Source organism: Pseudomonas sp. AU12215, assembly GCF_001675465.2.
In the GTDB taxonomy this organism is placed as follows: Bacteria; Pseudomonadota; Gammaproteobacteria; order Pseudomonadales; family Pseudomonadaceae; genus Pseudomonas; species Pseudomonas nitroreducens.
Map to the genome: position 1 here is coordinate 1 of NZ_MACM02000045.1, position 23,502 is coordinate 23,502.

Below are 23,502 nucleotides of genomic sequence, written 5' to 3' on the forward strand. Positions count from 1 at the left end.
GTCAGCGTGATCACCGACATGAACCTGCAGATCGCCAGCGCCGCCGAGGAGCAGAGCGCCGTGGCCGAGGAGATCAACCGCAACGTGGCAGGCATCCGTGACGTCACCGAATCGCTGTCGAGCCAGGCGCAGGAGTCGGCGCAGGTGAGCCAGTCGCTGAACAAGTTGGCGAATCACCAGCAGGGGTTGATGGATCAGTTCAGGGTTTGAGTTCCGGGCCTGCCATCTAAGGAAGGTAGGCCGCTCAGCCAGCGGCGGATAACGCTGGCGCGTTATCCACCCAACAAAAGCGCTCGCCGGGCTGTCCAATCCGCTCATCCAGATTGGCGGCTTTCGACATTGCCCGCGCGCCAGTGCAGCGGGAACATCAGGGGACTCCACACAAGAACAAACCCAGGAGTTCCGCGATGCGTTCCCATACCGCCGCCACGGCCGAGTTCGACTACTTCGCCGCCGCCGACGCCGTCCTGGCCGGCAACCTCGATGCCCTCAACGCCTGTGTCGAATGCTGCGACCGCCACGCCATTCCCGGCCGCGTCGCGCTGTTCTGGGAGGGCAAGGACGGTGACAGCGCCAGCTACACCTTCACCCAGCTGAAAGAACTTTCCGGCCGCTTCGCCAGCTTCCTGTACAGCCTCGGCGTGCGCCCCGGCGACTGCGTCTCCGGCATGCTGCCGCGTACCCCGGAGTTGCTGATCGCCGTACTCGGTACCTGGCGCCTCGGCGCGGTCTACCAGCCGCTGTTCACCGCCTTCGGACCCAAGGCCATCGAGCACCGTGTCAAGCTCGCCGGCAGCAAGGTGGTGGTCACCGACGGCGCCAACCGCGGCAAGCTCGACGAGGTCCCCGACGCCCCCACGCGGGTCACCGTCGGCGGGCCGAAGGGGCAGGGTATTCGTCATGGCGACTACAGCTTCTGGGCCGAACTGGAACGACACTCGCCGGACTTCGAACCTGTCCTGCGCAGCGGCGAAGATCCCTTCCTGCTGATGTTCACCTCCGGCACCACCGGGCTGGCCAAGCCGCTCGCCGTGCCATTGAAGGCCATCGTCGCCTTCGTCGGCTACATGCGCGATGCGGTCGGGCTTCGCGAGGAGGATTCGTTCTGGAACCTCGCCGATCCGGGCTGGGCCTACGGCCTCTACTATGGCCTCACCGGGCCGCTGGCCATGGGGCACCCGATCACCTTCTACGAAGGCGCGTTCACGGTGGAGAGCACTTGCCGCATCGTGCGCCAGTACGGCATCACCAACCTGGCTGGCTCGCCCACCGCCTACCGTCTGCTGATCGCGGCTGGCGAGGCAGCGTCCAAACCGCTCAAGGGCCGCCTGCGTGCCGTGAGCAGCGCCGGCGAGCCGCTGACGCCGGAAGTCATCCGCTGGTTCGCCAGCGAGCTGGGCGTGACCATCCACGACCACTACGGCCAGACCGAGCTGGGCATGGTGCTGGCCAATCACCACGAGCTGGAACACCCGGTGCACCTGGGCGCTGCCGGCTTCTCCATCCCCGGCCACCGCGTGGTGGTGCTGGACGAGCAGGGCAACGAGCTGCCCGCCGGCCAGCCCGGCGTGCTGGCCATGGACCGCAAGCGCTCGCCGATGATGTGGTTCGCCGGTTACCAGGACATGGAAACCAAATCCTTCGTTGGCGACTACTACCTCAGCGGCGACACCGTGGAGCTGAACGCCGACGGCAGCATCAGCTTCGTCGGCCGCGCCGATGATCTGATCACCACCTCCGGCTACCGCGTCGGCCCGTTCGACGTGGAGAGCGCGCTGATCGAGCACCCGGCGGTGATCGAGGCGGCGGTGATCGGCAAGCCGGACCCGGAGCGTACCGAACTGGTCAAGGCCTTCGTGGTGCTCTGCTCGTCCTACCGGCCGGGCGCGGAGCTGGCCGAGGAACTACAACAGTACGTGCGCAAGCGACTGTCGGCGCACAGCTACCCGCGGGAAGTGGAGTTCGTCGACGAACTGCCCAAGACGCCCAGCGGCAAGATCCAGCGCTTCCTCCTGCGCAACCAGGAGATCGCCAAGCAACGCGAAGCGGCCGAGAAAGCGGCGGCTCACTAAGTCCAGCGGAGAAACTTCATGCAGATCCAGAACAAGGTATTCCTCATCACCGGCGGCGGTTCCGGCCTCGGTGCGGCCACCGCGAAGCTGCTGGTGAGCGCCGGCGCCAAGGTGGTGCTGGCCGATATCAACGCCGAAGCCGGTGCGGCCCAGGCCGCCGAACTGGGCGAAGCCAATGCGCGCTTCATCCGCACCGACGTGTGCAGCGAGGCGGACGGCAAGGCTGCCGTGCAGCTTGCGCTGGATGCTTTCGGCGCGCTGCATGGGCTGGCCAACTGCGCGGGTGTGGCCCCGGCGGAAAAAGTCATCGGCCGCAATGGCGTGCATGGGCTGGAAAGCTTCGCCCGCACCATCAACATCAACCTGATCGGCACCTTCAACATGCTGCGCCTGGCCGCCGAAGCCATGGCGCAGAACCAGCCGGACGCCGGCGGCGAGCGCGGCATCATCATCAACACCGCCTCGGTGGCGGCCTTCGACGGGCAGATCGGCCAGGCCGCGTATTCCGCCTCCAAGAGCGCCGTGGTTGGCATGACCCTGCCGATCGCCCGCGAACTGGCGCGCTCGGGCATCCGCGTGATGACCATCGCCCCCGGCATCTTCGAGACGCCGATGATGGCCGCCATGCCCCAGGAAGTCCGGGACTCCCTCGGCGCCAGCGTGCCGTTCCCGCCGCGCCTCGGTCGTCCCGACGAGTACGCCGCGCTGGCCCGCCACATCATCGAGAACAGCATGCTCAACGGCGAAGTGATCCGCCTCGACGGCGCCATCCGCATGGCCGCGAAGTAAGCAGGAGAATTGCCATGAACGATCCCATCGTCATCGTCAGCGCCACCCGTACCCCCATGGGCGGCTTCCTCGGCGACTTCAAGGATGTCACCGCCGCCACCCTCGGCGCAGCCGCGATCCGTGCGGCCGTCGAGCGCGCCCGTCTGGGTGCCGAAGAAGTGGATGAAGCCGTACTCGGCTGCGTGCTCGCCGCCGGCCAGGGCCAGGCGCCCGCGCGCCAGGCGGTGCTGGGTGCGGGGCTGGCGCGTGGCACGCCGTGCTCCACGGTGAACAAGATGTGCGGCTCGGGCATGAAAGCCGCGATGATGGCCCACGACGCCATCCTCGCAGGTAGCGCCCGCGTCGCCTTGGCTGGTGGCATGGAGAGCATGTCCAACGCACCGTATCTGTTGGAGCGCGCCCGCAGCGGCTACCGCATGGGCCACGGCAAGGTGCTTGACCACATGTTCCTCGACGGCCTCGAGGACGCCTACGACAAGGGCCGCCTGATGGGCACCTTCGCCGAGGACTGCGCCGAGAAATACGGCTTCACCCGTGAGCAGCAGGATGACTACGCCATCACCTCGCTGAGCCGCGCGCAGAAGGCCATGAGCGAAGGCCGCTTCAAGGACGAGATCGTCGCGGTCACTGTGAAGGCTGGCAAGGAACTGCGTGCCATCAGTGAAGACGAGCAGCCGCCGAAGGCGAAGCTGGACAAGATTCCGAGCCTGAAGCCGGCCTTCCGCGAAGGCGGCACCGTGACGGCGGCCAATGCCAGCTCCATCTCCGACGGCGCCGCCGCACTGGTGCTGATGCGCCTGTCCGAAGCCGAGAAGCGCGGTTTGACCCCGCTGGCGGCGATCCGTGGCCATTCGTCCTACGCCGATGCGCCGAACCTGTTCCCGACTGCCCCGGTGGGCGCGGTTGAGCGCCTGATGCAACGCACCGGCTGGGCGATCGGCGACGTCGATCTGTTCGAGGTCAACGAAGCCTTCGCCGTCGTCGCCATGGCCGCCATGCGCGACCTGGTTATTCCCCATGACAAGCTCAACGTCCACGGTGGCGCCTGCGCCCTCGGTCATCCCATCGGTGCTTCCGGCGCGCGGGTGATCGTGACCCTGCTGTCGGCGCTCAAGCAGTACGACCTCAAGCGCGGCGTGGCCTCGGTGTGCATCGGTGGCGGCGAAGCCACGGCCATCGCGGTCGAGCGCCTGGCCTAAGGAGCGAGCCATGATTCCCAGCGAAGAAGACCTCCAGATCCGTGACGTTGCCCGCCAGTTCGCCCAGGAGCGGCTGAAACCCTTTGCCGCCGACTGGGACCGCGAGCACCGTTTCCCGGCCGAGGCCATCAAGGAAATGGCCGACCTCGGCTTCCTCGGCATGCTGGTGGCGGAGCAGTGGGGCGGCGCGCAGACCGGCCACCTGGCCTACGCCATGGCGCTGGAAGAGATCGCCGCCGGCGACGGCGCCTGCTCGACCATCATGAGCGTGCACAATTCGGTGGGCTGCATGCCCATCGCCAAGTTCGGCAACGACGAGCAGAAGCGCCAGTTCCTCGTGCCCCTGGCCCGTGGCGAGATGATCGGCGCCTTTGCCCTGACCGAGCCGCAGGCCGGCTCCGACGCCAGCTTCCTGAAAACCCGCGCACGCCGGGACGGCGACCATTACGTGCTGAACGGCAGCAAGCAGTTCATCACCTCCGGCAGCCATGCTGGTGTAGTGATCGTCTTCGCAGTGACCGATGCGGCGGCAGGCAAGAAAGGCATCAGCGCCTTCATCGTGCCGACCGAAACGCCTGGCTATCGCGTGGTACGCGTCGAGGACAAGCTCGGCCAGCACGCCTCGGACACCTGCCAAATCGCCTTCGACGACATGCGTATTCCTGCGAGCTACAGGCTGGGCGAAGAGGGGCAGGGCTACGCCATCGCCCTGGCAAACCTGGAAGGCGGGCGCATCGGTATCGCTTCGCAAGCTGTCGGCATGGCCCGCGCCGCGTTCGAGTACGCCCGCGACTACGCCCACGAGCGCGAAACCTTCGGCAAACCGATCATCCAGCACCAGGCCGTGGCTTTCCGCTTGAGCGATATGGCTACCGAGATCGCCGTGGCCCGGCAGATGGTTCACCACGCGGCCAGCCTGCGCGAAGCCGGCCTGCCGTGCCTGACCGAAGCCTCCATGGCCAAGCTGTTCGCCTCGGAAATGGCCGAGCGGGTGTGCTCCGCGGCGATCCAGACCCTGGGCGGTTACGGCTATCTGCAGGACTACCCGGTGGAACGCATCTACCGTGACGTGCGCGTGTGCCAGATCTATGAAGGCACCAGCGATGTGCAGCGACTGGTGATCGCGCGCAGCTTGTAAAGGGTTCGCCGGCAGACCCCGGCCTGTTCGTTGGACAGGCACTTCGGCAGGGCGGGGTCTGCAGGTGGCTTGTCGAGCATGACGCCTTCGCTTATGGCGGGGAGCGAAGCGATACCCATCAATGGGATCGCTCCAGGCATCAGGCGCGCTCCGCCGCCTCGCGCGCTTCGCGCGCCGTCACCTGCTGGCACAGCTCGATGATCTGCTCGCGCATCCAGCGGTTGGCCGGGTCCTGGTCGGTGCTCTCGTGCCAGTACAGGTGGGTTTCCAGCTTCGGCACGTCATTCACCGGCAGGTCGACGAAGTGCAGGCCGTGGTGGCGGGCAAAGCGCTCGGGCACGGTGACCACCATGTCGGTCTGCTGTACCACGGTGGAGGCCATCAGGTAGTGCTGCGAACGCAGGGCGATCTTGCGCTGCAGGCCCATCTTGCCCAGCGACAGGTCGACGTAGCCCAAGCCGCTGCGGCGGCTGGAAATCTGGATGTGCGCCACCGACAGGTATTCCTCCAGCGTTACCTTGTCCTTGGCCAGCGCATGGCCCTGGCGCATGGCGCAGACGTAGCGGTCTTCCATCAGCTTGACGTGGCGTACCTGCGGGTCGGTGTTCAGCGGCGCGTCGACGGCGAAGTCCAGGCGGCCGGCGGCCAGTTCCTTGGTGGTTTCGCGGCGCTTGGAGAGGAAGCTCTCGATGTGCACGTTCGGCGCCTGGCGGCGCAGGCGCTGGAACAGAGGCGGCAGGACGATGGCCTCGGTGAGGTCGGTCATGCTGATGCGGTAGGTCTTGTTCGCCTGGGTCGGGGTGAAGGTGCGGCTTTCCTGTACCGACACACGCAGCAGCTGCAGCGCGTTGCGTACCGGGCCGATGATGTTCTGCGCCATGGGCGTGGGCACCATGCCCTGCGCGGTGCGCACGAACAGCGGGTCGTTGAAGGTTTCGCGCAGGCGGGCGAGGGCGTTGGAGACGGCGGGCTGGGTAATGCCGACGATCTGTCCGGCGCGGGTCAGGTTGGCTTCGGTGTAGATCGCGTCGAAGACGATGAACAGGTTCAGATCGACCTTGCTGAGGTTCATTACCGGGGCTCCGCTTGTCATTGTTTTGGCCCGATCATACCCGAACCGACGCTCAGGTCCATACGGGTTATGAATGTTCATTGATTCGGATAATAGGCTGGGTAAATGCCCTTGGCTGTTCTAGCATCATCACCACACAAACAACCGCCGCCAGAAGGTTAGCCCCCATGGATTTCGCTTATTCCGCCAAGGTTCAGGACCTGCGTGAGCGCCTCACCGCGTTCATGGAAGCCAACGTCTATCCCGCCGAAAAGGTGTTCGAGGAGCAAGTGGCCCAGGGTGACCGCTGGCAGCCCACGCAAATCATGGAAGACCTCAAGGTCAAGGCGAAAGCCGAAGGCCTGTGGAACCTGTTCCTGCCCGAGTCCGAGCTGGGCGCTGGCCTGACCAACATGGAATACGCACCGCTGGCCGAGATCATGGGCCGCTCGCTGATCGGCTCCGAACCCTTCAACTGCGCAGCTCCCGACACCGGTAACATGGAAGTGCTGGTGCGCTACGGCTCCGAAGAACACAAGCGCACCTGGCTGGAGCCGCTGCTGCGCGGCGAGATCCGCTCCGCATTCGCCATGACCGAGCCGGGCGTTGCTTCTTCCGACGCCACCAACATGCAGGCCAACGCCGTGCGCGATGGTGACGAGTGGGTCATCAACGGCCGCAAGTGGTGGACCTCCGGCGCCTGCGACCCGCGCTGCAAGATCATGATCTTCATGGGCCTGACCAATCCGGATGCACCGCGTCACCAGCAACACTCGATGATCCTCGTACCCACCGACGCCCCCGGCGTGAAGATTCTCCGTCCGCTGCCTGTATTCGGCTACGACGACGCTCCGCACGGCCACGCCGAAGTGCTGTTCGAGAACGTCCGCGTGCCCTACGAGAACGTCCTGCTCGGCGAAGGCCGCGGCTTCGAGATCGCCCAGGGGCGCCTCGGCCCAGGCCGCATCCACCACTGCATGCGCTCCATCGGCATGGCCGAGCGCGCGCTGGAACTGATGTGCAAGCGCTCCGTCAGCCGTACCGCCTTCGGCAAGCCGCTGGCGCGCCTGGGCGGCAATATCGACCACATCGCCAACTCGCGCATCGAGATCAACCAGGCCCGCCTGCTGACCCTCAATGCCGCGTACATGATGGACAAGGCTGGCAACAAGTTTGCCCAGAGCGAGATTGCCCAGATCAAGGTCGTCGCGCCCAACGTCGCCCTGCAGGTGATCGACCGCGCCATCCAGATGCACGGCGGCGCCGGCGTCTCCAACGACTTCCCCCTGGCCTACTGGTACGCCATGCAGCGTACCCTGCGCCTGGCCGACGGCCCGGACGAGGTGCACCGTGCGGCAATCGGCAAGTACGAGATCGGCAAGTACGTACCGCGTGACGCGCTGCGCAGCAGTCACTGATCGCAACCTGCAATGAAAAAGCCCGCTGATGCGGGCCTTTTTCTTGGGCGGGACAGGGTGCTTTTCGTAGAAGCGGACTCCGTCCGGGATTGGCCTGCATCGTGCCGGACACCATCGCGGACGGTGGGGCGTCCCGCGCAGGGTGTCGGATATCGGTTGTGCAACGGTACACAGAACAAGGCCAGCTTGCGCTGGCCCTGTTCATTCACTGCTCCGGTGACGGCTCCGGCCCATCCGCCTGGCTCTGCTGCGTCAGCAACCACTCCCGGCGCGTGTGCAACTGGGCGGCGAAGGCCCGCGCAGCGGCCTCGTGGGGAAATCGCAGCGCGCGACGACCGAGACGGACCTGCCAATAGGCCCTGCCGCGAAACTCAACGGCTTCGATCCTCACCTCCAGCGCTTGCATGGATCCTCTCCTGGCTGACGATTTCCAGCGGTTCCTCGCCGGTTCTGCGCGTCTTGAGCAAGGATAGCAGTATGCCACCCGCCAAAAGGCCGAAGGTTACGCCAAGGGACAGTGCGGCGGGAACCTTGCCGATGAATCCGTGCAGGAAAATCTTCGTGCCGATGAACACCAGGACCAGCGCCAGGGCGTACTTGAGGTACACGAATCGATGGATCATCGCCGCCAGCGAGAAGTACAGGGCGCGCAGGCCCAGGATGGCGAAGATGTTCGAGGTGTAGACGATGAAAGGATCCTGGGTGATGGCGAAGATCGCCGGCACGCTGTCCACGGCGAATACCAGGTCGGCCAGCTCGATCAGGATCAGCGCCAGGAACAGCGGGGTGGCGTAGCGCACCAGCTTGCCCGAGGCGTCCGGCATCTTCACGAAGAAGTGGTGTTCGTGAATGGTGTCGGTCATGCGGATGCGCTTGCGCAGGAACTTCAGCACCGGGTTGTTGGCCAGGTCCGGCTCGGCATCATGTTTGCTGAACAGCATCTTCACGCCGCTGAACAGCAGGAAGGCACCGAATACGTACATGATCCACTCGAATTCCTTCACCAGCGCGGCGCCCAGGCCAATCATCAGCGCGCGCATGACGATGGCACCGAGAATGCCCCAGAACAGCACCTGGTGCTGGTAACGGCGAGGGATGCCGAAGAAGCCGAAGATCATCGCCATGACGAACACGTTGTCCATCGATAGCGACTGTTCGACGAGGAAGCCGGTGTAGTACTCCACCGCGCTGGTGGCGCCGAACTCGTACCAGACCCAGCCACCGAAGGCCAGGCCGCAGGCGAAGTAGCCGGCAGAGAGCATCAGGCTCTCGCGCACGCCGATCTCGTGGTGATCGCGTTGCAGGATGCCCAGGTCGAGTACGAGGAGAAGAATCACGATGGCCAGGAAGGCCAGCCAGAACCAGGTGGCGGTTCCGAGGAATGGTTCGGTTAAAAAGGCGTGCAGAGCTGTCATTTGGCCCCTCCCTTAGTGTCGTTGTCGAAAAGTGACTCCGACATGGCGGTTGGCAACCGTCAGAGGGGCCCGGCGTCACTGGCGGGAAAATAGCAGAGCGCCTGGCAGAGACAAGCGAAGGAACGTAACAAGTTCCTACAGTATTTCCAGACCGGGCGGTCAGCTTCCTTCAGACAGTCTAGACGCTGATCGCCAGGGGGATCAGTAGACCCAGACTTCGACGCGGCGATTCCTCACCCGTCCGTCATTGTCGCTGTTGGCTGCCACCGGCAGGGCATCGCCCATCCCGCTGATCTCGCGGAACATCACGCCTTCCTTGGCCAGCTCACGGCGCACGGCCATGGCGCGCAGCTTGGAAAGCAGTTCGGCGCGCGCCGGGTCCTGCTTGGGATCGCCGAAACCGACCAGCACGGCCTGCTTGTTCATCTTGCCGGCCTGCTGCAGGTAGGCGAGCAGTCGGTCGATATCGCGCTGTGCCTTGTTGTCCAGGGTTGCGCTGCCTTCGCGGAAACGGAAGTTCACCGACAGGCGCTCGGCGTCTCGCGCCAGGGCCTGATAGTTCTCCGGCATGCTGGCACGCGGTGCCATCTTCACTGCCTGTACGCGCTGGCCGACGAAGCCGCTGGTGCTGACCAGGGCCTGGCCCTTGTCACCCTGGGCGAACTGCAGCAGGGCGCGGGCCCAGCGGTTTGGCTCTTCGGGCTTCATGTAGAGGAACAGGCGGCGCGACAGTGGGTAGTCCTCGGTGGCGATCAGCGTTGTCGATGGCGGCATGGCCTGGGAGTCGCCGTCGGCAATGCGCAGCGCCTTGGCATTCTGGACGGACGACAGGCCGACGAAGCCAATGCCCTGCGGGTCCTTGCTCACTTCGGCGGACAACTGGTCGCTGGATTCGAAACGCTGGACGCCACTGGCCAGCGCCTTGCCGTGACTCGCGAGGACAAGCTCCTTGAAGGTATCGAAGGTGCCGGAGTTGTCGTCGCGGGAATACAGGCGAATGGCACCACCTCGCCCGCCAATCTCTTCCCAGGTTTTCACCTCGCCGGAAAAGATCTTCGCCAGCGTATCGGTGGTCAGTTCATCCAGTGGGTTGGCTGCATTGACGATGATCGCCAGGCCATCGATGCCGATCACCTGTTCGGCCTTGGCGCTGCGCAGGTTGCCCGATGCCGAGAGGCCTGCGACTTCGGCGTCCTTGATCGGGCGCGAGGCGGCTGCCAGCTCGGCACTGTTGTCCTTCAGGGCGAGGAAGCCGGTGCTGGAACCGTGGGCGGCCAGGTCGACGATGGCCTCCTTGCCGTCCTGGGTGCGACCGATGATTCGCTGTTCGTTCTCCGCCTTGCCCGGCTTGGCAGTGACGTCGCTGTAGCCCTCGCTGACCAGCAGGCCTTTCACCAGCTCCGGCAGCAGGTGCGCACCGATGGTGTTGGAGCCCTGGATGCGCAGTACCGGCTCGCCGCCCCGGGACGAAGGCAGAGCCGCGAACGCCGACCAGGGGAACGCATAGCAGATGAAGGCGATGGTGAGCCAGGCGATGGTCACGGGCCAGGGTTGGGCGTCGCTGGGGCTCGGCTTGTACTGCATGGGTCAACTTCCATTTGAGGCATCGTTGGCGCGGCAGATTAAGTCGGAATCATTGCACCGATATGACGCATCGCTGGGCTGCTGACTGCCTGCCGCTGCCTTCGGATATGACTGGCGGGTTGTCGGAGATTTCCGATTTCGACTCCGTGCGGGCGGGGTTATACAGATCACCTTGTGCGAGCAGGCCGGAGAGCAAAATGGACGAGATTCTCGACTTTTCGTCGCTTCTGATGAAGCTGGTGCTCATCCTGCTGGTGACGCTGATGGCTGCAACCCTGGTGGTGGCACCCGAAGCGATGGTGGAGAACGCCTTCGCGACGCTGTGGCTGGTCGCCCCGCTGTTTGTCCTGACGACACTGCTCGACCTGGCTGGCGCGCTGCGTCGCCACCCGCGGGGCCGCTATGCATCGAAGCCATTGCACGATTTTCGCTACCGTTGATCAACGCAGACCCAGAGGAAGGGTGATGGGAAAATACTTCAGGCTCATCAGGATTACCTGATAACGCCAGTTTTCCGGCCAAGCGAAACTTGCGCGGTTTTAACATCCCCGCCGGACATTAATCATGACTCACCCCCGTAGTGCACCAACGCCGGTCGGCCCCGAGCATCCTGTCAAGCTGATTTCCCTGGCTGTACACAACGCCTCTGCCAATCACTGGGGGCGCCCGTGGCGCCGGCGCACTTTGAGTGTGCTGTATCCGCGGGAGCTGACCTTCAAGGGGATCAGACTGCCGACGCAACAAGTGCACTCATGGTTGCACCTGCTGGCAAGGTCCGGGATGTTGAACCGGCGTAGGGCCGTGCCTGCAGTCAGTCCTCAAAGCGAGACGGCGAATCAGGCTCCGCTGCCGGTAGAGACGCCGCAAGCCAGTTCAGCACTGGCAGACCTGGCCTTCGAGTGGAGTTCGGAGATGATTCCGGATTTCGCACAGTTCGCCCGCTTGTCGCGATTGAAGAGAGAGCAGGAGCAGGCTTCCATAGTTGGTAGCGAGGATATGTCCGACTCCACCGGTGATCGGGAGCGGTTCGATGGCCTGCCCAGTGACGCCGATGCAGTTCTCAGCCAAGTCTCGATGGATGCCGTGTCATCGGATGTTTTGGATGCGGAATTCCTGGATCCCGTGAATAGCTCGGACACGGCAGATGAAGTGAGCAGCGAGACTACGCAACATGCGGAAGGCACTGCCGTGGAGCCAATTGAACAGCATGGCTCCGGTGGAACTGTGACGGATGAGCTGCAAGCCGTGGAATCGCCAGCTGTTACCGGCCATGAGACCGCCCCAGTTTCGGGGTCGGTGCCGATGTATTCAACGGTGGCTTCGGTGTCAGCCGCTTCCGCGACGGTGGAGGGCGTCGAGAGGATTGTGGCAGATGCCTCGGAACAGCCCGTTCGCGAAGAGTCGATACTAATCGAGCCGGACAGGCCTTTCCTGCCAGAGCGGGAAGTAGGCGCCGAGCCAATCGGCACACCGCCCGAGTCCGCCGAAGCAGAGCCTGTTCCGTCGACGTCCGTATTGACCGCGCAGCCGGATCGGCAAAACACCGAAATATCCCCCGGCATCTTCTCAGATGAGGTCGTAGTACACGCATCGCTGGCCCAGTCTCTGCCAGACGCCCCGGACATTCTGGAGCCGCTGGAGAGTCCGCACACCGAGGCCTTTGCCCACCACGAGTCCACCGTGGACGAGCGCTCTCTCGAATGGCAGTCGAATGATGTGACGGGTGGTGCCGACCTTGATGAACCTATCGACGACGCCCCCCTCGCGCCTGAGTTGGCTGTTCAGGTTCCGATCGAGTCTTCGGAGCTGTCGGTTGTTGATGCGACCGGTGCCGATGTCCCGGATGAGCCCGAACAGCAGGCATTGGTCGAGCAGGAAATTGTGCAGGTGGAGAAGTTCCCTGAGCCGGATGGTGCCAAGGTGGCGGATCTTCAAGAGGGGGCTGCAGCTGTCGAGCCTTTGTCGACCCCGATGGTGGAGCCAGCGGCGTCACCCGAATCGGCAGTGGCGGCCGGAGTTGGTGCAATGGATCTGCAGTCGCTGGACGAAGCGGTTTCCACAGTGCGAGTCGCAGCGGAGACGTTAGGGCATTTCGAGCCGGAAGAAGACACGTTGACGGAAGCCGTCCTGCCCCAGGAGAACCGGACCTCGGCAGGTCAATCCGACCACTTGATGGTGCAGCCTGCAATGGACGAGCAATCCAGTCATGGCGTTTCCGGCTGCGGCCCTGCTCAGAGCGACGTAGCCCTGGAGCCGATCATCGCGAGCCTTGAAGACGCGCTGGCGATGCTGGAGGCAGCCAGTACCAATCACGACGGCAAAAACAGCCTGCCGTGCGGCGGCAACGACGAAGAGTCCTCAGGGTCGGAGTTCCTCGTTACCACCTCGATCGATGTCGCGGCGGCGACCACTTCCCAGTCGAGCGTGGCCCCTGCAGTTCCCGCAGTCGAGCCCCAGCCACTGGCTGACAACCACCTTGAGGCAGCGGTGCTTCAGGGAGTCTTTATCCAGAAGGAAACTGAAATGACCCATGTGCACGATGAGTTACCTGAGGCCGATGTGCGGGAAACGGCTGTCCCAGTAACCTCGGTGGAGTTGCAGGAAGTGTCGGCTGTGCTGAACGTGCCTCAGCTCGAGGCGGACCCGGAAGATGTTCTCTCCGACGTCCAGAGTACCCTCAACTCCCTTGCCGGGATGGCCCAGGGACTGACCCAGCAGAAGCAGGCCGCCGGCCGTTTGCAGGAAGAGCTGGAGGAGTGGAGCACCCAGTTGCAGGAGCGCGAGCGCCTGGTGGGTGACAAGGAAGAGCGTCTGCTGCAGCTCGAGAACCACCTCAAGGAGGCCAAGGCCAATCTGGATCGCATGGCCGCCGAGAACAATCGCCTGCTGGCAGAACGCAGCGAAGCACTGAAGGAGCTGGCCCAGACAGTCGATATGCGCGACAAGGCGACTCTTAAACGTGCCGAGTCTATCCAGCTGGAGCAGCAGCGCATCGATGAGCACTCGGCCAGCCTGCGCGGCCGAGCGAGCGAATTGGATGAACTTGAAAGCGCACTCAAGCGCAAGACCGAGGAACTGGCGGTGCGGCTCAAGCAGTTGCAGAGCGCCAAGGATAAGTTCAGCACCATCGTCAAGAGTTTCAACGAGACGGTGCAGTTCAACAGCACCTTGTCGGCCATTTCCAAGACAGTGAGCGAGTAACCGAGCAGTCCGGTAGGTTGGAAAACCTGCTGGCCGAGCTGCTGTCACAGCGGGTGCGCTGTCGTATGGGCGTTGCCGAGACCCGGATTGGTCCGTTTACGTTCATTTGATTGCCATGAATACCGTTGCGGCAGCCATTCAATGACATTCTGCGGGAACGACTGCGGCGGCGATTTCTGTCGATGCGCCATGTCGCACCCGGCCCGTGGGGCCTTTGCTGCAAGGAGGAACATGGCCCGCGTAGTTCTCATCGAACCATTGCGACGTGACTTCGTCGCGCTTCGCCGGTTTCTGCTGGACCACGGTCATCAGTGTGACGTGCATTTCAAGTTTGCACGCCAAGCCTTGAGTGGCCTGGATACCAGCAGCTGTGATCTCCTGGTGGTGACCCTGGAGCTGCCCGACATCCATGGCATGGAACTGGTCACCATGCTTCGACGGGATGGCCGACTCAAGGCCACTACCCCGGTGCTGGTCTGCTCCAGCCTGGGATCGCCACTGAACATTCAACGGGCGATTCGCATCGGCGTGTCGGGGTTTCTGCTGATGGACGACCGTCCGACCCTGATCGGTCGGGCCGTCGACGCCGTTCTCGCGGGCGGAAAGGTATTTCCCGAGCACGCGCGTCTGCCGTTGGACCGTGATCCCCGACTGGAGTCCGCACTAGCACTTCCCACCCATTTGGTGGCCGTTCTCTATGGGTTACGCAGGGGACGCTCGGTCGGGGCGCTGGCCGATGTCCTGGCATTGTCGGGAGCAAGCATCGGCCAGCACAGGAGGCAACTGATGCGGAAACTGTCCGCCACGACTCTCGATGAGCTGTTCAGCATCAGCGAACAGATTGGGCTGCTCTAATGGCGGGGCGCTCGAGCTATCAGCCGGATCCTGGAGCCCAGTGGGTTGATTGTCTTGCGAGGCGTCGAATGATTCGGGTGGTCTTACATAGTTTTCCTTCGCCCATGCAGGAAATTACTGACATTCATGACGACATAGGGCTGTGAGAATCCTCCCCGCAACCTGTCCCGGTCTCAAACTATCAAGGTAGAGCGGGGCAGCCCATCGGCTCATCCAGTCGGCCTGATTGCCTCTGCTTTCGAAGCGCAATCACCATCAGATTCCAGGGCTCGTTCGCATTGTCGAGCGTTCTGTCGGGACGGTGGGGCTGACCACCCTTCAGGGTAGGACGTTTCATGACTTCAGATGCGAAGCGGTACGAAGGACATCAAGAAGAGGGCTTGTCAGCCATGACCGCCACTCAGCCGTCCGTTCAGGAAACCGCATTTCTTTCCCCAGATATCGAGGAGGATCTGCCCGGGCTCCTGTCTCCTCTGCCTGCGACCACTGAAGGCATGGTTCGTCCTTCCGTGTCGGTGGGATATATCCCAATCCAAGTGAACGCCGTGACTGGAGTTGGGGAACCGGCCGATCTCCATTCCGTGAAGGCTTTCGAAAACCTGGAGCGGGATCTCGACGATCTCGCCTCGGCCTGCTCGGGGCTGGGCCCTGTGGAGCCCAGTTGCTCCGACTCCATCGAGCCGTTGGCAATGATCAGCGACGCAGCATCTGCCTGTCCGGCGATCAATGAAGCTGAAGCCGTCACGACTCTGCTCGATTCGCTCCAACTGCCGGCATATGCGCATGACGCCGAATGCAATGTAGCTGACGCAGCAATCCTCTCGCCTGCCGGCGAGCCGGCCTTTCACTTTTCCAACGAGGAATCCTCCACCATGAATGCCCAAGCCCAATCCGTCAGCTCCGGAGTCGCAAATGCCCAGGCGCCCGTGGAGTCGGCTGTGACTGTACGTCAGTCGTCCTCCCTTGAAACCGACGGCGTACTGCACGACGTGCAGTCCACGCTCGATTCCCTGGCGGGAATGGCCCATGGCTTGTCGCAGCAGAAGCTGGAGATCGTGAAAATGCGCGAGGCGCTCGAGGAGCGTCGCCTGGCGGCGCTTGAGCGTGAGCGTCAGCTGGCCGAGCGTGAGGAACGCCTGAGCCAGCAGGAACAACGGTTGCAGGAAGAGAAGCACGGCATCGAACGTATTGCCGAGCACAATGCTGCCGTGCTCGCAGAGCGCAGCAGCGCGCTGCAGGCCCTTGCTGAAACAGTCGACAGCCGCGACCGCGCGACGACGAAACGTGCCGAGATCCTGAGCCAGGAGCAGCAAAGCATTGACCGCCAGTTGAATCAGCTACGCGCACGGGTGCAGGAACTGGATGATCGAGAGGTGGGGCTGCAACGTCAGGGCGCGGAGCTGTCCGATCGTTTCAAGCAACTGCTCGATGCCAAGGAGCGCTTTGGCGCCATCGTCAAGGGATTCAACGAAACCGTACGCTTCAACACCACCTACAGCGCTATCAGCAAGACTGTGGGAACCGGCACGGAAGAGGCCTGAGCCCGAAGCCGAGCCTGAGAATGAAATAGCCCGGCCCTTGCCGGGCTTTTCACTCAGGGTGTCACTTCAGCTGCAGCCAGATCGGCGCATGGTCGGACGGCTTTTCCATACCGCGGATGTCGTAGTCCACACCGGTATCGGCAATGCGCCCGCGCAGGGCCTCGGAGGCGAGGATGACGTCAATGCGCAGGCCGCGCTTGGGGGTGTCCTCGAAGCCGCGACTGCGGTAGTCGAACCAACTGAAGCGGTCATCCACGCTCGGGTTCTGCAGGCGGAAACTGTCCACCAGACCCCAGCCCTTGAGGCGTGCCAACCATTCGCGCTCTTCCGGCAGGAAGCTGCACTTGCCGGTCTTCAGCCAGCGCTTGCGATTCTCTTCGCCGATACCGATGTCGCAGTCTTCCGGCGAGATGTTGATATCGCCCATCACGATCAGTTGCTGGTCGGGCTGGAAGCGGGTTTCCAGCAGGTCCTGGAGGTCGGCGTAGAAGCGCTGCTTGGCCGGGAACTTCACCGGATGATCACGGCTCTCGCCCTGCGGGAAGTAGCCGTTCATCACGGTGATCAACTGACCCTGGGCGTCCTTGAAGGTGCCCCAGATGAAGCGGCGCTGGGATTCCTCGCCGTCGTTGGGGAAGCCGCGCTGCAGTTCCAGCGGCTCCTGACGGGAGAGCAGGGCGACGCCGTAGTGGCCTTTCTGCCCGTGGTAGTGCACGTGGTAGCCGAGGGCTTCGATTTCCTCGCGGGGGAACTGCTCGTCGGCGACCTTGGTTTCCTGCAGGCCGATCACGTCCGGCTGGTGGCGTTCGATGATCGCCTGGAGCTGGTGGGGACGTGCGCGCAAACCGTTGATATTGAAAGAGACGATTTTCATCCTGGGCGCCCTGGCAAAAGCACGATGCTAGCCCAGGTGGACGGACCCTGGCGACCCCGGCGAGGCGCTGCTAGGGTTTTGTGGCTGGACTCATAACCATAAGAAGAACTCACAAGAAGAGGCGTCCGCATGCCTGATACCCGCGCCGAAGTCCGTCTGCTGGACGGCAGCTACAGCCGTGAAGTCCGCTCGCTGCTGTACCACGCCTATCGTCACGAACCCACTTTTGCCTATCTGTTCGAGTCCGATCGCCCTGGATTCGACCAGCGCGTGCGAGCCACCATCCGTGAACTGGTCAACCAGCACTTCCTCGAGGAGTTGCCATCCATCGGGCTGCTGCTCGAGGACCGCTTGGTGGGCGTCGCGCTGATCGTTCCGCCGCAGCGCCGGCTGGATGTCACTGAAAGCTGGTTCTGGCGCATGCGCATGCTGCTGACCACCGGCCTGGGCTGCACCCGGCGCTATCTGGACTACCACGCCGCCGTGATTGGCTGCCTGCCGCCGGGGCCATACCACATCCTGCCGCTGATTGGCGTGCACCCGGAGTTCCAGGGCAAGCACCTGGGCGAACAGCTTCTCGACGCGCTGCATAACTGGTGCGCCGAGGATGGCGGCTCGCAAGGGCTGGTGCTGGATACGGGCAACGCACGGTACCTGGAGTTCTATAGGCGTCATGGCTACGAGGAACTCGGTGAAGTTGCCCTGGGACCGATCCGCGAGCATGTCCTGTTCCATCCGAATGCCGGGCGCGAGGCGGCAAAGGCAGCTGCGGGATAGGCCGGCGGTCAGTCGCTCAGACGTTTCCTACGCTCTAGGGTGAGGCATCGCGGGGAAAACCCGTGCTAGCATTTCGCGCCATGAGAGTTGTCCAAGGATTGCTTGGGCTGCTGCTGGTAATGGCCTTCTGCTTGCAGAGGGCGCTGGCGGTCGAAGCCCATCTCGACGTTCGTGTCACCCCCGCCAACGCTGCGCTCAAGGCCAATATCGAGGCCTATGTGGGCAGCCTTGGCGAGCGTGATCAGGCGGCCCTGCAAAGATTCCGGCGCAATGCCGTGGAGCAGGCGCAGAAGGCCGCCCAGGCTTTGGGTTACTACCAGGCGCGGATCCGTGGCCGGGTGACCGATGACAAGGTGCCCACGCTGCGGATCAATGTGCGGCCAGGCGAGCCCGTGCACCTGCGTAATGTGACGGTGCGAGTTGACGGGCCGGCCGCCAAGCTCAAGAGCTTCCGCGTTCCCGGCGGGGATTCCCTGAAGCCTGGCGCGCAACTCAACCACGGCGCCTATGAGGACGCCAAGCGGCTGATCCAGAACCAGGCTTCGCGCTTCGGTTTCTTCCGCGGGCAGTTCACCCAGCAGCAGTTGCGCATCGACCCCGAGGCGGGTGTGGCGGATATCGAGCTGGTCTACGCCAGCGGGCCGCGCTACCGGCTGGGCAAGGTCGACTTCGCCGGCGATTTCCCCTTCGACGAGGACCTGCTGCAGCGCATGGTGCCGTTCAAGGAAGGCAGCGACTACGATTCCGAGCAGATCGCCGATCTCAACCAGGCTCTGCAATCCAGCGGCTGTTTCGATGGCGTGCGGGTCGACGCTGCACCGACCAATGCCGATGGCGAGGTGGTGCCGGTGCACGTTCACCTGGAAGCGCGCAAGCCGCGCACCATGGGGCTTGGCCTCGGCTTCTCGACGGACGTGGGGCCGCGCGCACGGGCGACCTGGACCCGTCACTGGGTCAACCCGCAGGGCCACAGCCTGGGCTTCGAGGCGGAAGTTTCCGCGCCCCGGCAGAACGTCGGCGCCTGGTACGAGATCCCGCTGGACCCGCCGCTCACCGACAAGCTGCGCTTCACCAGCGGCTACCAGTACGAAGACCTGGTGGACACCGAGAGCAAGCTGCTCACGCTCGGTGGCGAGTGGCACCACAAGCTCGACAGCGGCTGGCAGCGAGTCGTCTCGCTGAACTGGCAGCGCGAGGAATACAAGCTGGGTGATGATTCGGGCCTGAGCAGCTTCCTGATGCCGGGGATCGGCTACTCGATCCTCGAAGCCGACAACAAGATCGACCCTGGCAAGGGCTACCGCCTGCAGTTCGAAGTGAAGGGCGCCAAGGAAGGTCTGCTGGCGGACGCCGATGTGGCGCACATCAACGCCATGGCCAAGGGCGTGACCAGTTTCTGGGGAGGGCAGCGCTTGCTTGGACGCATCCAGGTCGGCGGCATCGCCACCAATGACTACAGCGCGATCCCGCCGTCGCTGCGCTTTTTCGCCGGCGGCGACCAGAGCGTGCGTGGCTACGACTACCAGACGCTGTCGCCGAAGAATTCCGATGGCGACCGCATTGGCGGCCGCTACATGGTCGCCGGCAGCGTCGAATACCAGTATCCCATCGCCGAGCGCTGGCGCATCGCCGCCTTCGTCGACCAGGGCAACTCCTTCAACTCGCTGGACTTCCCCTCGATCAAGACTGGCGTCGGGATCGGCATCCGCTGGATTTCCCCGGTCGGCCCGCTGCGCCTGGACCTCGCCGATGGCCTGGATGAGGACGGCGGCATCCGCCTGCACTTCTCCATGGGGCCTGAGTTGTGAGTCGCGTGGGCTGGATGCGCGCACTGCGCTGGAGCCTGGGCGGCCTGCTCGGGCTGATTCTGCTGCTGGTTATCGCCGTGGCTGCCTTGCTCGGCACTCCAGCCGGCAGCCGTGCAGTGTTGAGCTGGGTGCCGGGCCTGAACGTGGAAGGATTCGACGGTCGCCTCGCCGGCGGTTTCAGCGCCAAGCGCCTGGAGTGGAGCGATGGTGCAACGCATCTGGTGCTCGATCAGCCGCAGATCGACTGGTCGCCCGCCTGCCTGCTGCGCATGACCCTGTGCCTGCACAAGGTGGTGGCCAACGAAGTGCTGCTGACCCTGCCGCCAAGCGAGCCGAGCGAGTCCTACGGCCCAATCGAGTTGCCCGACCTGAGCCTGCCGCTGTCGCTGGAGCTGGGTGACATCCGTATTGGTCGCTTCCTGCTGGATGGCCAGGAACAGCTGCGCGACGCCGAACTGGCGGCGCACTGGGACCGTGAAGGCCTGCATATCGACTCGATAAAGCTCGTCCGCGAAGGCCTGAATCTGTCGCTCAAGGGCTTGCTGAAACCCACGCAGGGCTGGCCGCTGGAGGCCGAGGGCACTCTCGGCCTGCCGGCGCCGGGCGAGAAACCCTGGACCCTGCGACTGCAGGCCAGTGGCGAGCTGATGGGCCACCTGAAGTTGCAGGCGCAGAGCAGTGGCTATCTGAACGGCACCCTGGAAGGTGACCTGCAACCGCTGGCGGAGAACCTGCCGGCCACCGCACTGGTGATTGCCGACGGCTTCAAGGCGGATGCCTCGCTGCCCGATACCCTGACGCTGAATCAATTGCGCCTGAACGCCAGCGGCAATCTCAAGGATGGCTACCAACTGGCCGGCGCTGCCGTGTTGCCCGCCGAGCAAAGCCCGGTGGTACTGACGCTGCGCGGCCGTGTCGACGCCCAGGGCGCGGATATCGCCGCGCTGGACCTGAGTGCCGCCAAGGACCAGCGCGTGGCGCTGACCGGCCGGCTCGACTGGAAGGATGCCTTCGCTGCCAACGCTCAGCTCGACTGGCTCGACTTCCCCTGGCGCCGCCTGTATCCGGCCATCGACGAGCCGCCGGTGAGCGTGCATACCTTCAAAGCCGAAGTGAGCTACAGCGAGGGTGCCTACCTGGGCAACTTCGATGGCGCCTTCAAGGGGCCTGCCGGCGATTTCACCCTGGCCAGCCCGGTGTCGGGCAACCTCTCGGAAGTCTTCCTGCCGTCGCTGAAACTGGTGGCGGGGCAGGGCAAGGCCGAAGGACACCTGAAGGTCGGCTTCGCCGACGCGGTGACCTGGGATGCGGCCCTCGGCCTGTCCGACCTCGACCCGGCCTACTGGCTGGAGGAGATGCCGGGCCGCCTTGGCGGGCCGCTGCGCAGCAAGGGCTCGCTCAAGGGCGAGGCGTTGAACCTTGATGCCAACCTCGACCTGCAGGGGCGCCTGCGCGGCCAGCCAGCCATTTTCAAGGCAAATGCCGTGGCGGCTGGTCAGGCGTGGAAGGTCGATGGACTGACGCTGCAACTGGGCGACAACCGCATCAGCGGGCAGGCTGCGCTGGACCAGCGGTTGTCCGGCCGCCTGGATATCGCGCTGAATCGCCTGGGCCAGTTGTGGCCGCAATTGTTCGGCAAGGTCAGCGGCCAGCTCGATCTTGCCGGCACGCTGAAGGCGCCGCAGGGGCAGCTCAAGCTCGACGGCCAGCGCGTCGCCTACGCCGACCAGGGCCTGCGCACGCTGGACCTGACCGCCTCCCTGGATGCCGCCCAGCGCGGCCGGGTCAACCTGACGGCCCAGGGCCTGCGCAGCGGCGATACGGATTTCGGCGTGCTCAAGCTGGACGGCAGCGGCGATCTCAAGCGCCAGCAGCTTGCCCTGAACCTGCAAGGCAAACCGGTGGTGCTCGACCTCGGCCTGGACGGCAACTGGAACGGCAAGGACTGGCGCGGGCGCCTCGCGAAAGGCGACATACAGAGCGGCGGACAGGACTGGCGCCTGCAGCAGCCGGCGCGCCTGGAGCGTCTGGCGGACGGGCGCATCAACCTTGGCGCCCATTGCTGGGCCTCCGGCCCGGCCAGCCTGTGCATGGAAGACCAGCGCCTGATGCCCGACCCGCGCCTGCGCATGCACCTGCGCGAGTTCCCGCTGGACAGCCTGGCGCGCTGGCTGCCGGAAGACTTTGCCTGGAAGGGCAAGCTCGACGGCGACGTGCAGCTCGACCTGCCTGGCAGCGGGCCGAACGGTTCGATCCTGATCAATGCCAATGACGGCACCCTGCGCATCAAGGAGCAGGAGGAATGGGTCGACTTCCCCTACCAGCGCCTGCAGCTGGAAAGTCGCCTGACGCCACGGCGCATCGACACCAACCTGCAGTTCCAGGGCGACAAGCTCGGCAGCCTGCAGGCCCAGGTCCAGCTCGATCCGCGCCCGAAGAACAAGCCGGTCAACGGCACCTTCAGCCTCAATGGCCTGGATATCTCTCTGGCCCGGCCGTTCGCGCCCATGGTGGAAACCCTGAAAGGCCATCTCAATGGCAGCGGGCAGATTTCCGGCGGCCTGCTGGCGCCCCGGGTGGATGGCGAACTGCGCCTGAGTGACGGCGAAATCTCCGGCGGCGATCTGCCGACGCGCTTCGAGCAGTTGCAGGTCACCGCGCGGATCGCCGGCGAGCAGGTCGACCTGAGTGGCGACTGGAAGGCGGGAGAGAACGGCAACGGCAGCCTGTCCGGACGCATCGCCTGGGCCAATGGCCTGGATGTCGACGTGAAGCTGCGCGGCAATCGTTTGCCGGTCACCGTGGAGCCTTACGCCAACCTGGAGGTCGAACCGGACCTCAGCGTGCAGATGGCGGGTGAGAAGCTCGCGGTTTCCGGTTCGGTGCAGGTGCCGCGCGGCGCCATCACCATTCGCCAGTTGCCGCCGTCCACGGTCAAGGTCTCCGACGACACCGTGATCGTCGGCGCGAAGCAGGAACCCAGGAGCGCCCTGGCGCTGAACATGGACATCGACGTCAAGGTCGGCAGCGACAAGCTGACCTTCAGCGGCTTCGGCCTGAATGCCGAACTGGCCGGCCAGGTGCACATTGGCGACAACATGGACACCCGCGGCGAGCTGCGCCTGAACAACGGCCGCTACCGCGCCTACGGTCAGAAGCTGACCATCCGCCGCGCGCGGCTGCTGTTCGCCGGGCCCATCGACCAGCCTTTCCTCGACGTCGAGGCGATCCGCAAGGTCGACGACGTGGTGGCCGGCCTGCGCCTGACCGGCAATGCCGAGCAGCCGCGCAGCGAGGTGTTCTCCGAGCCCGCCATGAGTCAGCAGCAGGCGCTGTCCTACCTGGTGCTGGGCCGGCCGATGTCCAGCGGCGAGGACAGCAACATGCTGGGCGAGGCGGCCCTGGCGCTCGGTCTGGCGGGCAGTGCGCCATTGACCGGCGAGGTGGCGCAGAGGCTGGGTATCCAGGACTTCCAGCTGGACACCGAGGGCACCGGCAACAGCACCAGCGTGGTCGCCAGCGGCCAGCTCTCCGACCGTCTCAGCCTGCGTTATGGCGTGGGCGTGTTCGAGCCGGCCAACACCATCGCGCTGCGCTACCTGCTGAGCAAAAAGGTCTACCTGGAGGCCGCTAGCGGCCTGGCCAGTTCGCTGGATATCTTCTACAAGCGCGACTTCTGAGTGCAGTCGGCAGCGTTGCTGCCGACTCTTCCGCCCTGGCCCCGCCAGCCTTCATGGCCCCTTAAGGTAGCCGGCACAGACTTCCCCCGCCGCCGGACGA

Annotated in this window: 17 protein-coding genes and 1 pseudogene; 13 read left to right on the forward strand and 5 right to left on the reverse strand. The window is 64.4% G+C overall.

Annotated features, from left to right (window positions below; genetic code table 11):
* From A9513_RS10710 to A9513_RS10730, 5 genes and pseudogenes are all read left to right on the forward strand, one after another.
* Nucleotides 1-210: pseudogene (locus A9513_RS10710) on the forward strand (hypothetical protein); the annotation flags it as partial.
* 197 nt (nucleotides 211-407) lie between these two features.
* Nucleotides 408-2,072 (forward strand): acyl-CoA synthetase, encoded by a 1,665-nt coding sequence (locus A9513_RS10715; RefSeq protein ID WP_065084725.1) that lies wholly within the window; start codon nucleotides 408-410, stop codon nucleotides 2,070-2,072.
* A gap of 18 nt (nucleotides 2,073-2,090) precedes the next feature.
* Nucleotides 2,091-2,861 carry a 3-hydroxyacyl-CoA dehydrogenase gene (locus A9513_RS10720; RefSeq protein ID WP_054907902.1) on the forward strand — a complete coding sequence of 257 codons (771 nt, stop codon included), beginning with the start codon at nucleotides 2,091-2,093 and terminating at the stop codon, nucleotides 2,859-2,861.
* An 8-nt stretch (nucleotides 2,862-2,869) separates the two neighbouring features.
* Nucleotides 2,870-4,060 carry an acetyl-CoA C-acyltransferase gene (locus tag A9513_RS10725; protein WP_089285774.1) on the forward strand — a complete coding sequence of 397 codons (1,191 nt, stop codon included), beginning with the start codon at nucleotides 2,870-2,872 and terminating at the stop codon, nucleotides 4,058-4,060.
* A gap of 10 nt (nucleotides 4,061-4,070) precedes the next feature.
* Nucleotides 4,071-5,198: an acyl-CoA dehydrogenase family protein gene (locus tag A9513_RS10730; RefSeq protein ID WP_065084727.1), complete on the forward strand. Its 1,128-nt coding sequence runs from the start codon at nucleotides 4,071-4,073 to the stop codon at nucleotides 5,196-5,198.
* A gap of 139 nt (nucleotides 5,199-5,337) precedes the next feature.
* Here A9513_RS10730 and A9513_RS10735 read toward each other — a convergent pair whose 3' ends face one another.
* Nucleotides 5,338-6,270, reverse strand: a complete 933-nt coding sequence (locus A9513_RS10735; RefSeq protein ID WP_024765514.1) for a LysR family transcriptional regulator — start codon at nucleotides 6,268-6,270, stop codon at nucleotides 5,338-5,340.
* Nucleotides 6,271-6,437: 167 nt separating this feature from the next.
* On the opposite strand from A9513_RS10735, the gene A9513_RS10740 reads away from it, so the two are divergent.
* On the forward strand, nucleotides 6,438-7,667 hold the full coding sequence (locus A9513_RS10740; protein ID WP_024765513.1) for an acyl-CoA dehydrogenase: 1,230 nt from the start codon (nucleotides 6,438-6,440) through the stop codon (nucleotides 7,665-7,667).
* Between the two features lie 205 nt (nucleotides 7,668-7,872).
* Here the strand turns inward: A9513_RS10740 and A9513_RS10745 are convergent, their stop codons facing one another.
* From A9513_RS10745 to A9513_RS10755, 3 genes are all read right to left on the reverse strand, one after another.
* Nucleotides 7,873-8,073, reverse strand: coding sequence for a hypothetical protein (locus A9513_RS10745; protein WP_037015017.1), 201 nt, complete (start codon nucleotides 8,071-8,073; stop codon nucleotides 7,873-7,875).
* The gene (locus A9513_RS10750) at nucleotides 8,039-9,082 is read right to left on the reverse strand and encodes a TerC family protein (RefSeq protein WP_065084728.1); all 1,044 of its coding nucleotides are present in this window, start codon (nucleotides 9,080-9,082) and stop codon (nucleotides 8,039-8,041) included. Before A9513_RS10750 ends, A9513_RS10745 begins: the two co-directional genes overlap by 35 nt.
* A 201-nt stretch (nucleotides 9,083-9,283) precedes the next feature.
* Nucleotides 9,284-10,666, reverse strand: coding sequence for a substrate-binding domain-containing protein (locus A9513_RS10755; protein ID WP_065084729.1), 1,383 nt, complete (start codon nucleotides 10,664-10,666; stop codon nucleotides 9,284-9,286).
* Between the two features lie 197 nt (nucleotides 10,667-10,863).
* On the opposite strand from A9513_RS10755, the gene A9513_RS10760 reads away from it, so the two are divergent.
* The 4 genes from A9513_RS10760 to A9513_RS10775 all read left to right on the forward strand — a co-directional run bounded on the left by A9513_RS10760 (nucleotide 10,864) and on the right by A9513_RS10775 (nucleotide 16,263).
* Nucleotides 10,864-11,106 (forward strand): hypothetical protein, encoded by a 243-nt coding sequence (locus tag A9513_RS10760; RefSeq protein ID WP_065084730.1) that lies wholly within the window; start codon nucleotides 10,864-10,866, stop codon nucleotides 11,104-11,106.
* Between the two features lie 124 nt (nucleotides 11,107-11,230).
* Complete coding sequence (locus tag A9513_RS10765) at nucleotides 11,231-13,867, forward strand: hypothetical protein (RefSeq protein ID WP_141678376.1); 2,637 nt, start codon at nucleotides 11,231-11,233, stop codon at nucleotides 13,865-13,867.
* Nucleotides 13,868-14,098: 231 nt separating this feature from the next.
* A complete protein-coding gene (locus A9513_RS10770) occupies nucleotides 14,099-14,722 on the forward strand; it encodes a response regulator transcription factor (protein WP_065084732.1) in 624 nt (207 codons plus the stop codon).
* Between the two features lie 389 nt (nucleotides 14,723-15,111).
* Nucleotides 15,112-16,263: a hypothetical protein gene (locus A9513_RS10775; protein WP_141678377.1), complete on the forward strand. Its 1,152-nt coding sequence runs from the start codon at nucleotides 15,112-15,114 to the stop codon at nucleotides 16,261-16,263.
* 61 nt (nucleotides 16,264-16,324) lie between these two features.
* Here the strand turns inward: A9513_RS10775 and xthA are convergent, their stop codons facing one another.
* A complete protein-coding gene (gene xthA, locus A9513_RS10780; protein WP_054907912.1) occupies nucleotides 16,325-17,137 on the reverse strand; it encodes an exodeoxyribonuclease III in 813 nt (270 codons plus the stop codon).
* Nucleotides 17,138-17,266: 129 nt separating this feature from the next.
* Between xthA and A9513_RS10785 the strand changes: the two genes are divergently transcribed.
* From A9513_RS10785 to A9513_RS10795, 3 genes are all read left to right on the forward strand, one after another.
* Complete coding sequence (locus tag A9513_RS10785; protein WP_065084734.1) at nucleotides 17,267-17,914, forward strand: N-acetyltransferase; 648 nt, start codon at nucleotides 17,267-17,269, stop codon at nucleotides 17,912-17,914.
* A gap of 119 nt (nucleotides 17,915-18,033) precedes the next feature.
* Nucleotides 18,034-19,722, forward strand: a complete 1,689-nt coding sequence (locus tag A9513_RS10790; RefSeq protein ID WP_141678380.1) for an autotransporter assembly complex family protein — start codon at nucleotides 18,034-18,036, stop codon at nucleotides 19,720-19,722.
* Nucleotides 19,723-19,736: 14 nt separating this feature from the next.
* Nucleotides 19,737-23,402 carry a translocation/assembly module TamB domain-containing protein gene (locus A9513_RS10795; protein ID WP_065084791.1) on the forward strand — a complete coding sequence of 1,222 codons (3,666 nt, stop codon included), beginning with the start codon at nucleotides 19,737-19,739 and terminating at the stop codon, nucleotides 23,400-23,402.
* The last annotated feature ends 100 nt before the right edge of the window (nucleotides 23,403-23,502 follow it).

What these genes read in the sequence shown, in the direction of transcription:
- A9513_RS10760 (WP_065084730.1), top strand. Translation starts at nt 10,864, where the DNA reads ATGGACGAGATTCTCGACTTTTCGTCGCTTCTGATGAAGCTGGTGCTC.
- A9513_RS10750 (WP_065084728.1), bottom strand. Translation starts at nt 9,082, where the DNA reads ATGACAGCTCTGCACGCCTTTTTAACCGAACCATTCCTCGGAACCGCC.
- A9513_RS10795 (WP_065084791.1), top strand. Translation starts at nt 19,737, where the DNA reads ATGCGCGCACTGCGCTGGAGCCTGGGCGGCCTGCTCGGGCTGATTCTG.
- A9513_RS10775 (WP_141678377.1), top strand. Translation starts at nt 15,112, where the DNA reads ATGACCGCCACTCAGCCGTCCGTTCAGGAAACCGCATTTCTTTCCCCA.
- A9513_RS10770 (WP_065084732.1), top strand. Translation starts at nt 14,099, where the DNA reads ATGGCCCGCGTAGTTCTCATCGAACCATTGCGACGTGACTTCGTCGCG.
- A9513_RS10715 (WP_065084725.1), top strand. Translation starts at nt 408, where the DNA reads ATGCGTTCCCATACCGCCGCCACGGCCGAGTTCGACTACTTCGCCGCC.
- A9513_RS10720 (WP_054907902.1), top strand. Translation starts at nt 2,091, where the DNA reads ATGCAGATCCAGAACAAGGTATTCCTCATCACCGGCGGCGGTTCCGGC.
- A9513_RS10790 (WP_141678380.1), top strand. Translation starts at nt 18,034, where the DNA reads ATGGCCTTCTGCTTGCAGAGGGCGCTGGCGGTCGAAGCCCATCTCGAC.
- A9513_RS10730 (WP_065084727.1), top strand. Translation starts at nt 4,071, where the DNA reads ATGATTCCCAGCGAAGAAGACCTCCAGATCCGTGACGTTGCCCGCCAG.
- xthA (WP_054907912.1), bottom strand. Translation starts at nt 17,137, where the DNA reads ATGAAAATCGTCTCTTTCAATATCAACGGTTTGCGCGCACGTCCCCAC.
- A9513_RS10765 (WP_141678376.1), top strand. Translation starts at nt 11,231, where the DNA reads ATGACTCACCCCCGTAGTGCACCAACGCCGGTCGGCCCCGAGCATCCT.
- A9513_RS10745 (WP_037015017.1), bottom strand. Translation starts at nt 8,073, where the DNA reads ATGCAAGCGCTGGAGGTGAGGATCGAAGCCGTTGAGTTTCGCGGCAGG.
- A9513_RS10735 (WP_024765514.1), bottom strand. Translation starts at nt 6,270, where the DNA reads ATGAACCTCAGCAAGGTCGATCTGAACCTGTTCATCGTCTTCGACGCG.
- A9513_RS10755 (WP_065084729.1), bottom strand. Translation starts at nt 10,666, where the DNA reads ATGCAGTACAAGCCGAGCCCCAGCGACGCCCAACCCTGGCCCGTGACC.
- A9513_RS10785 (WP_065084734.1), top strand. Translation starts at nt 17,267, where the DNA reads ATGCCTGATACCCGCGCCGAAGTCCGTCTGCTGGACGGCAGCTACAGC.
- A9513_RS10740 (WP_024765513.1), top strand. Translation starts at nt 6,438, where the DNA reads ATGGATTTCGCTTATTCCGCCAAGGTTCAGGACCTGCGTGAGCGCCTC.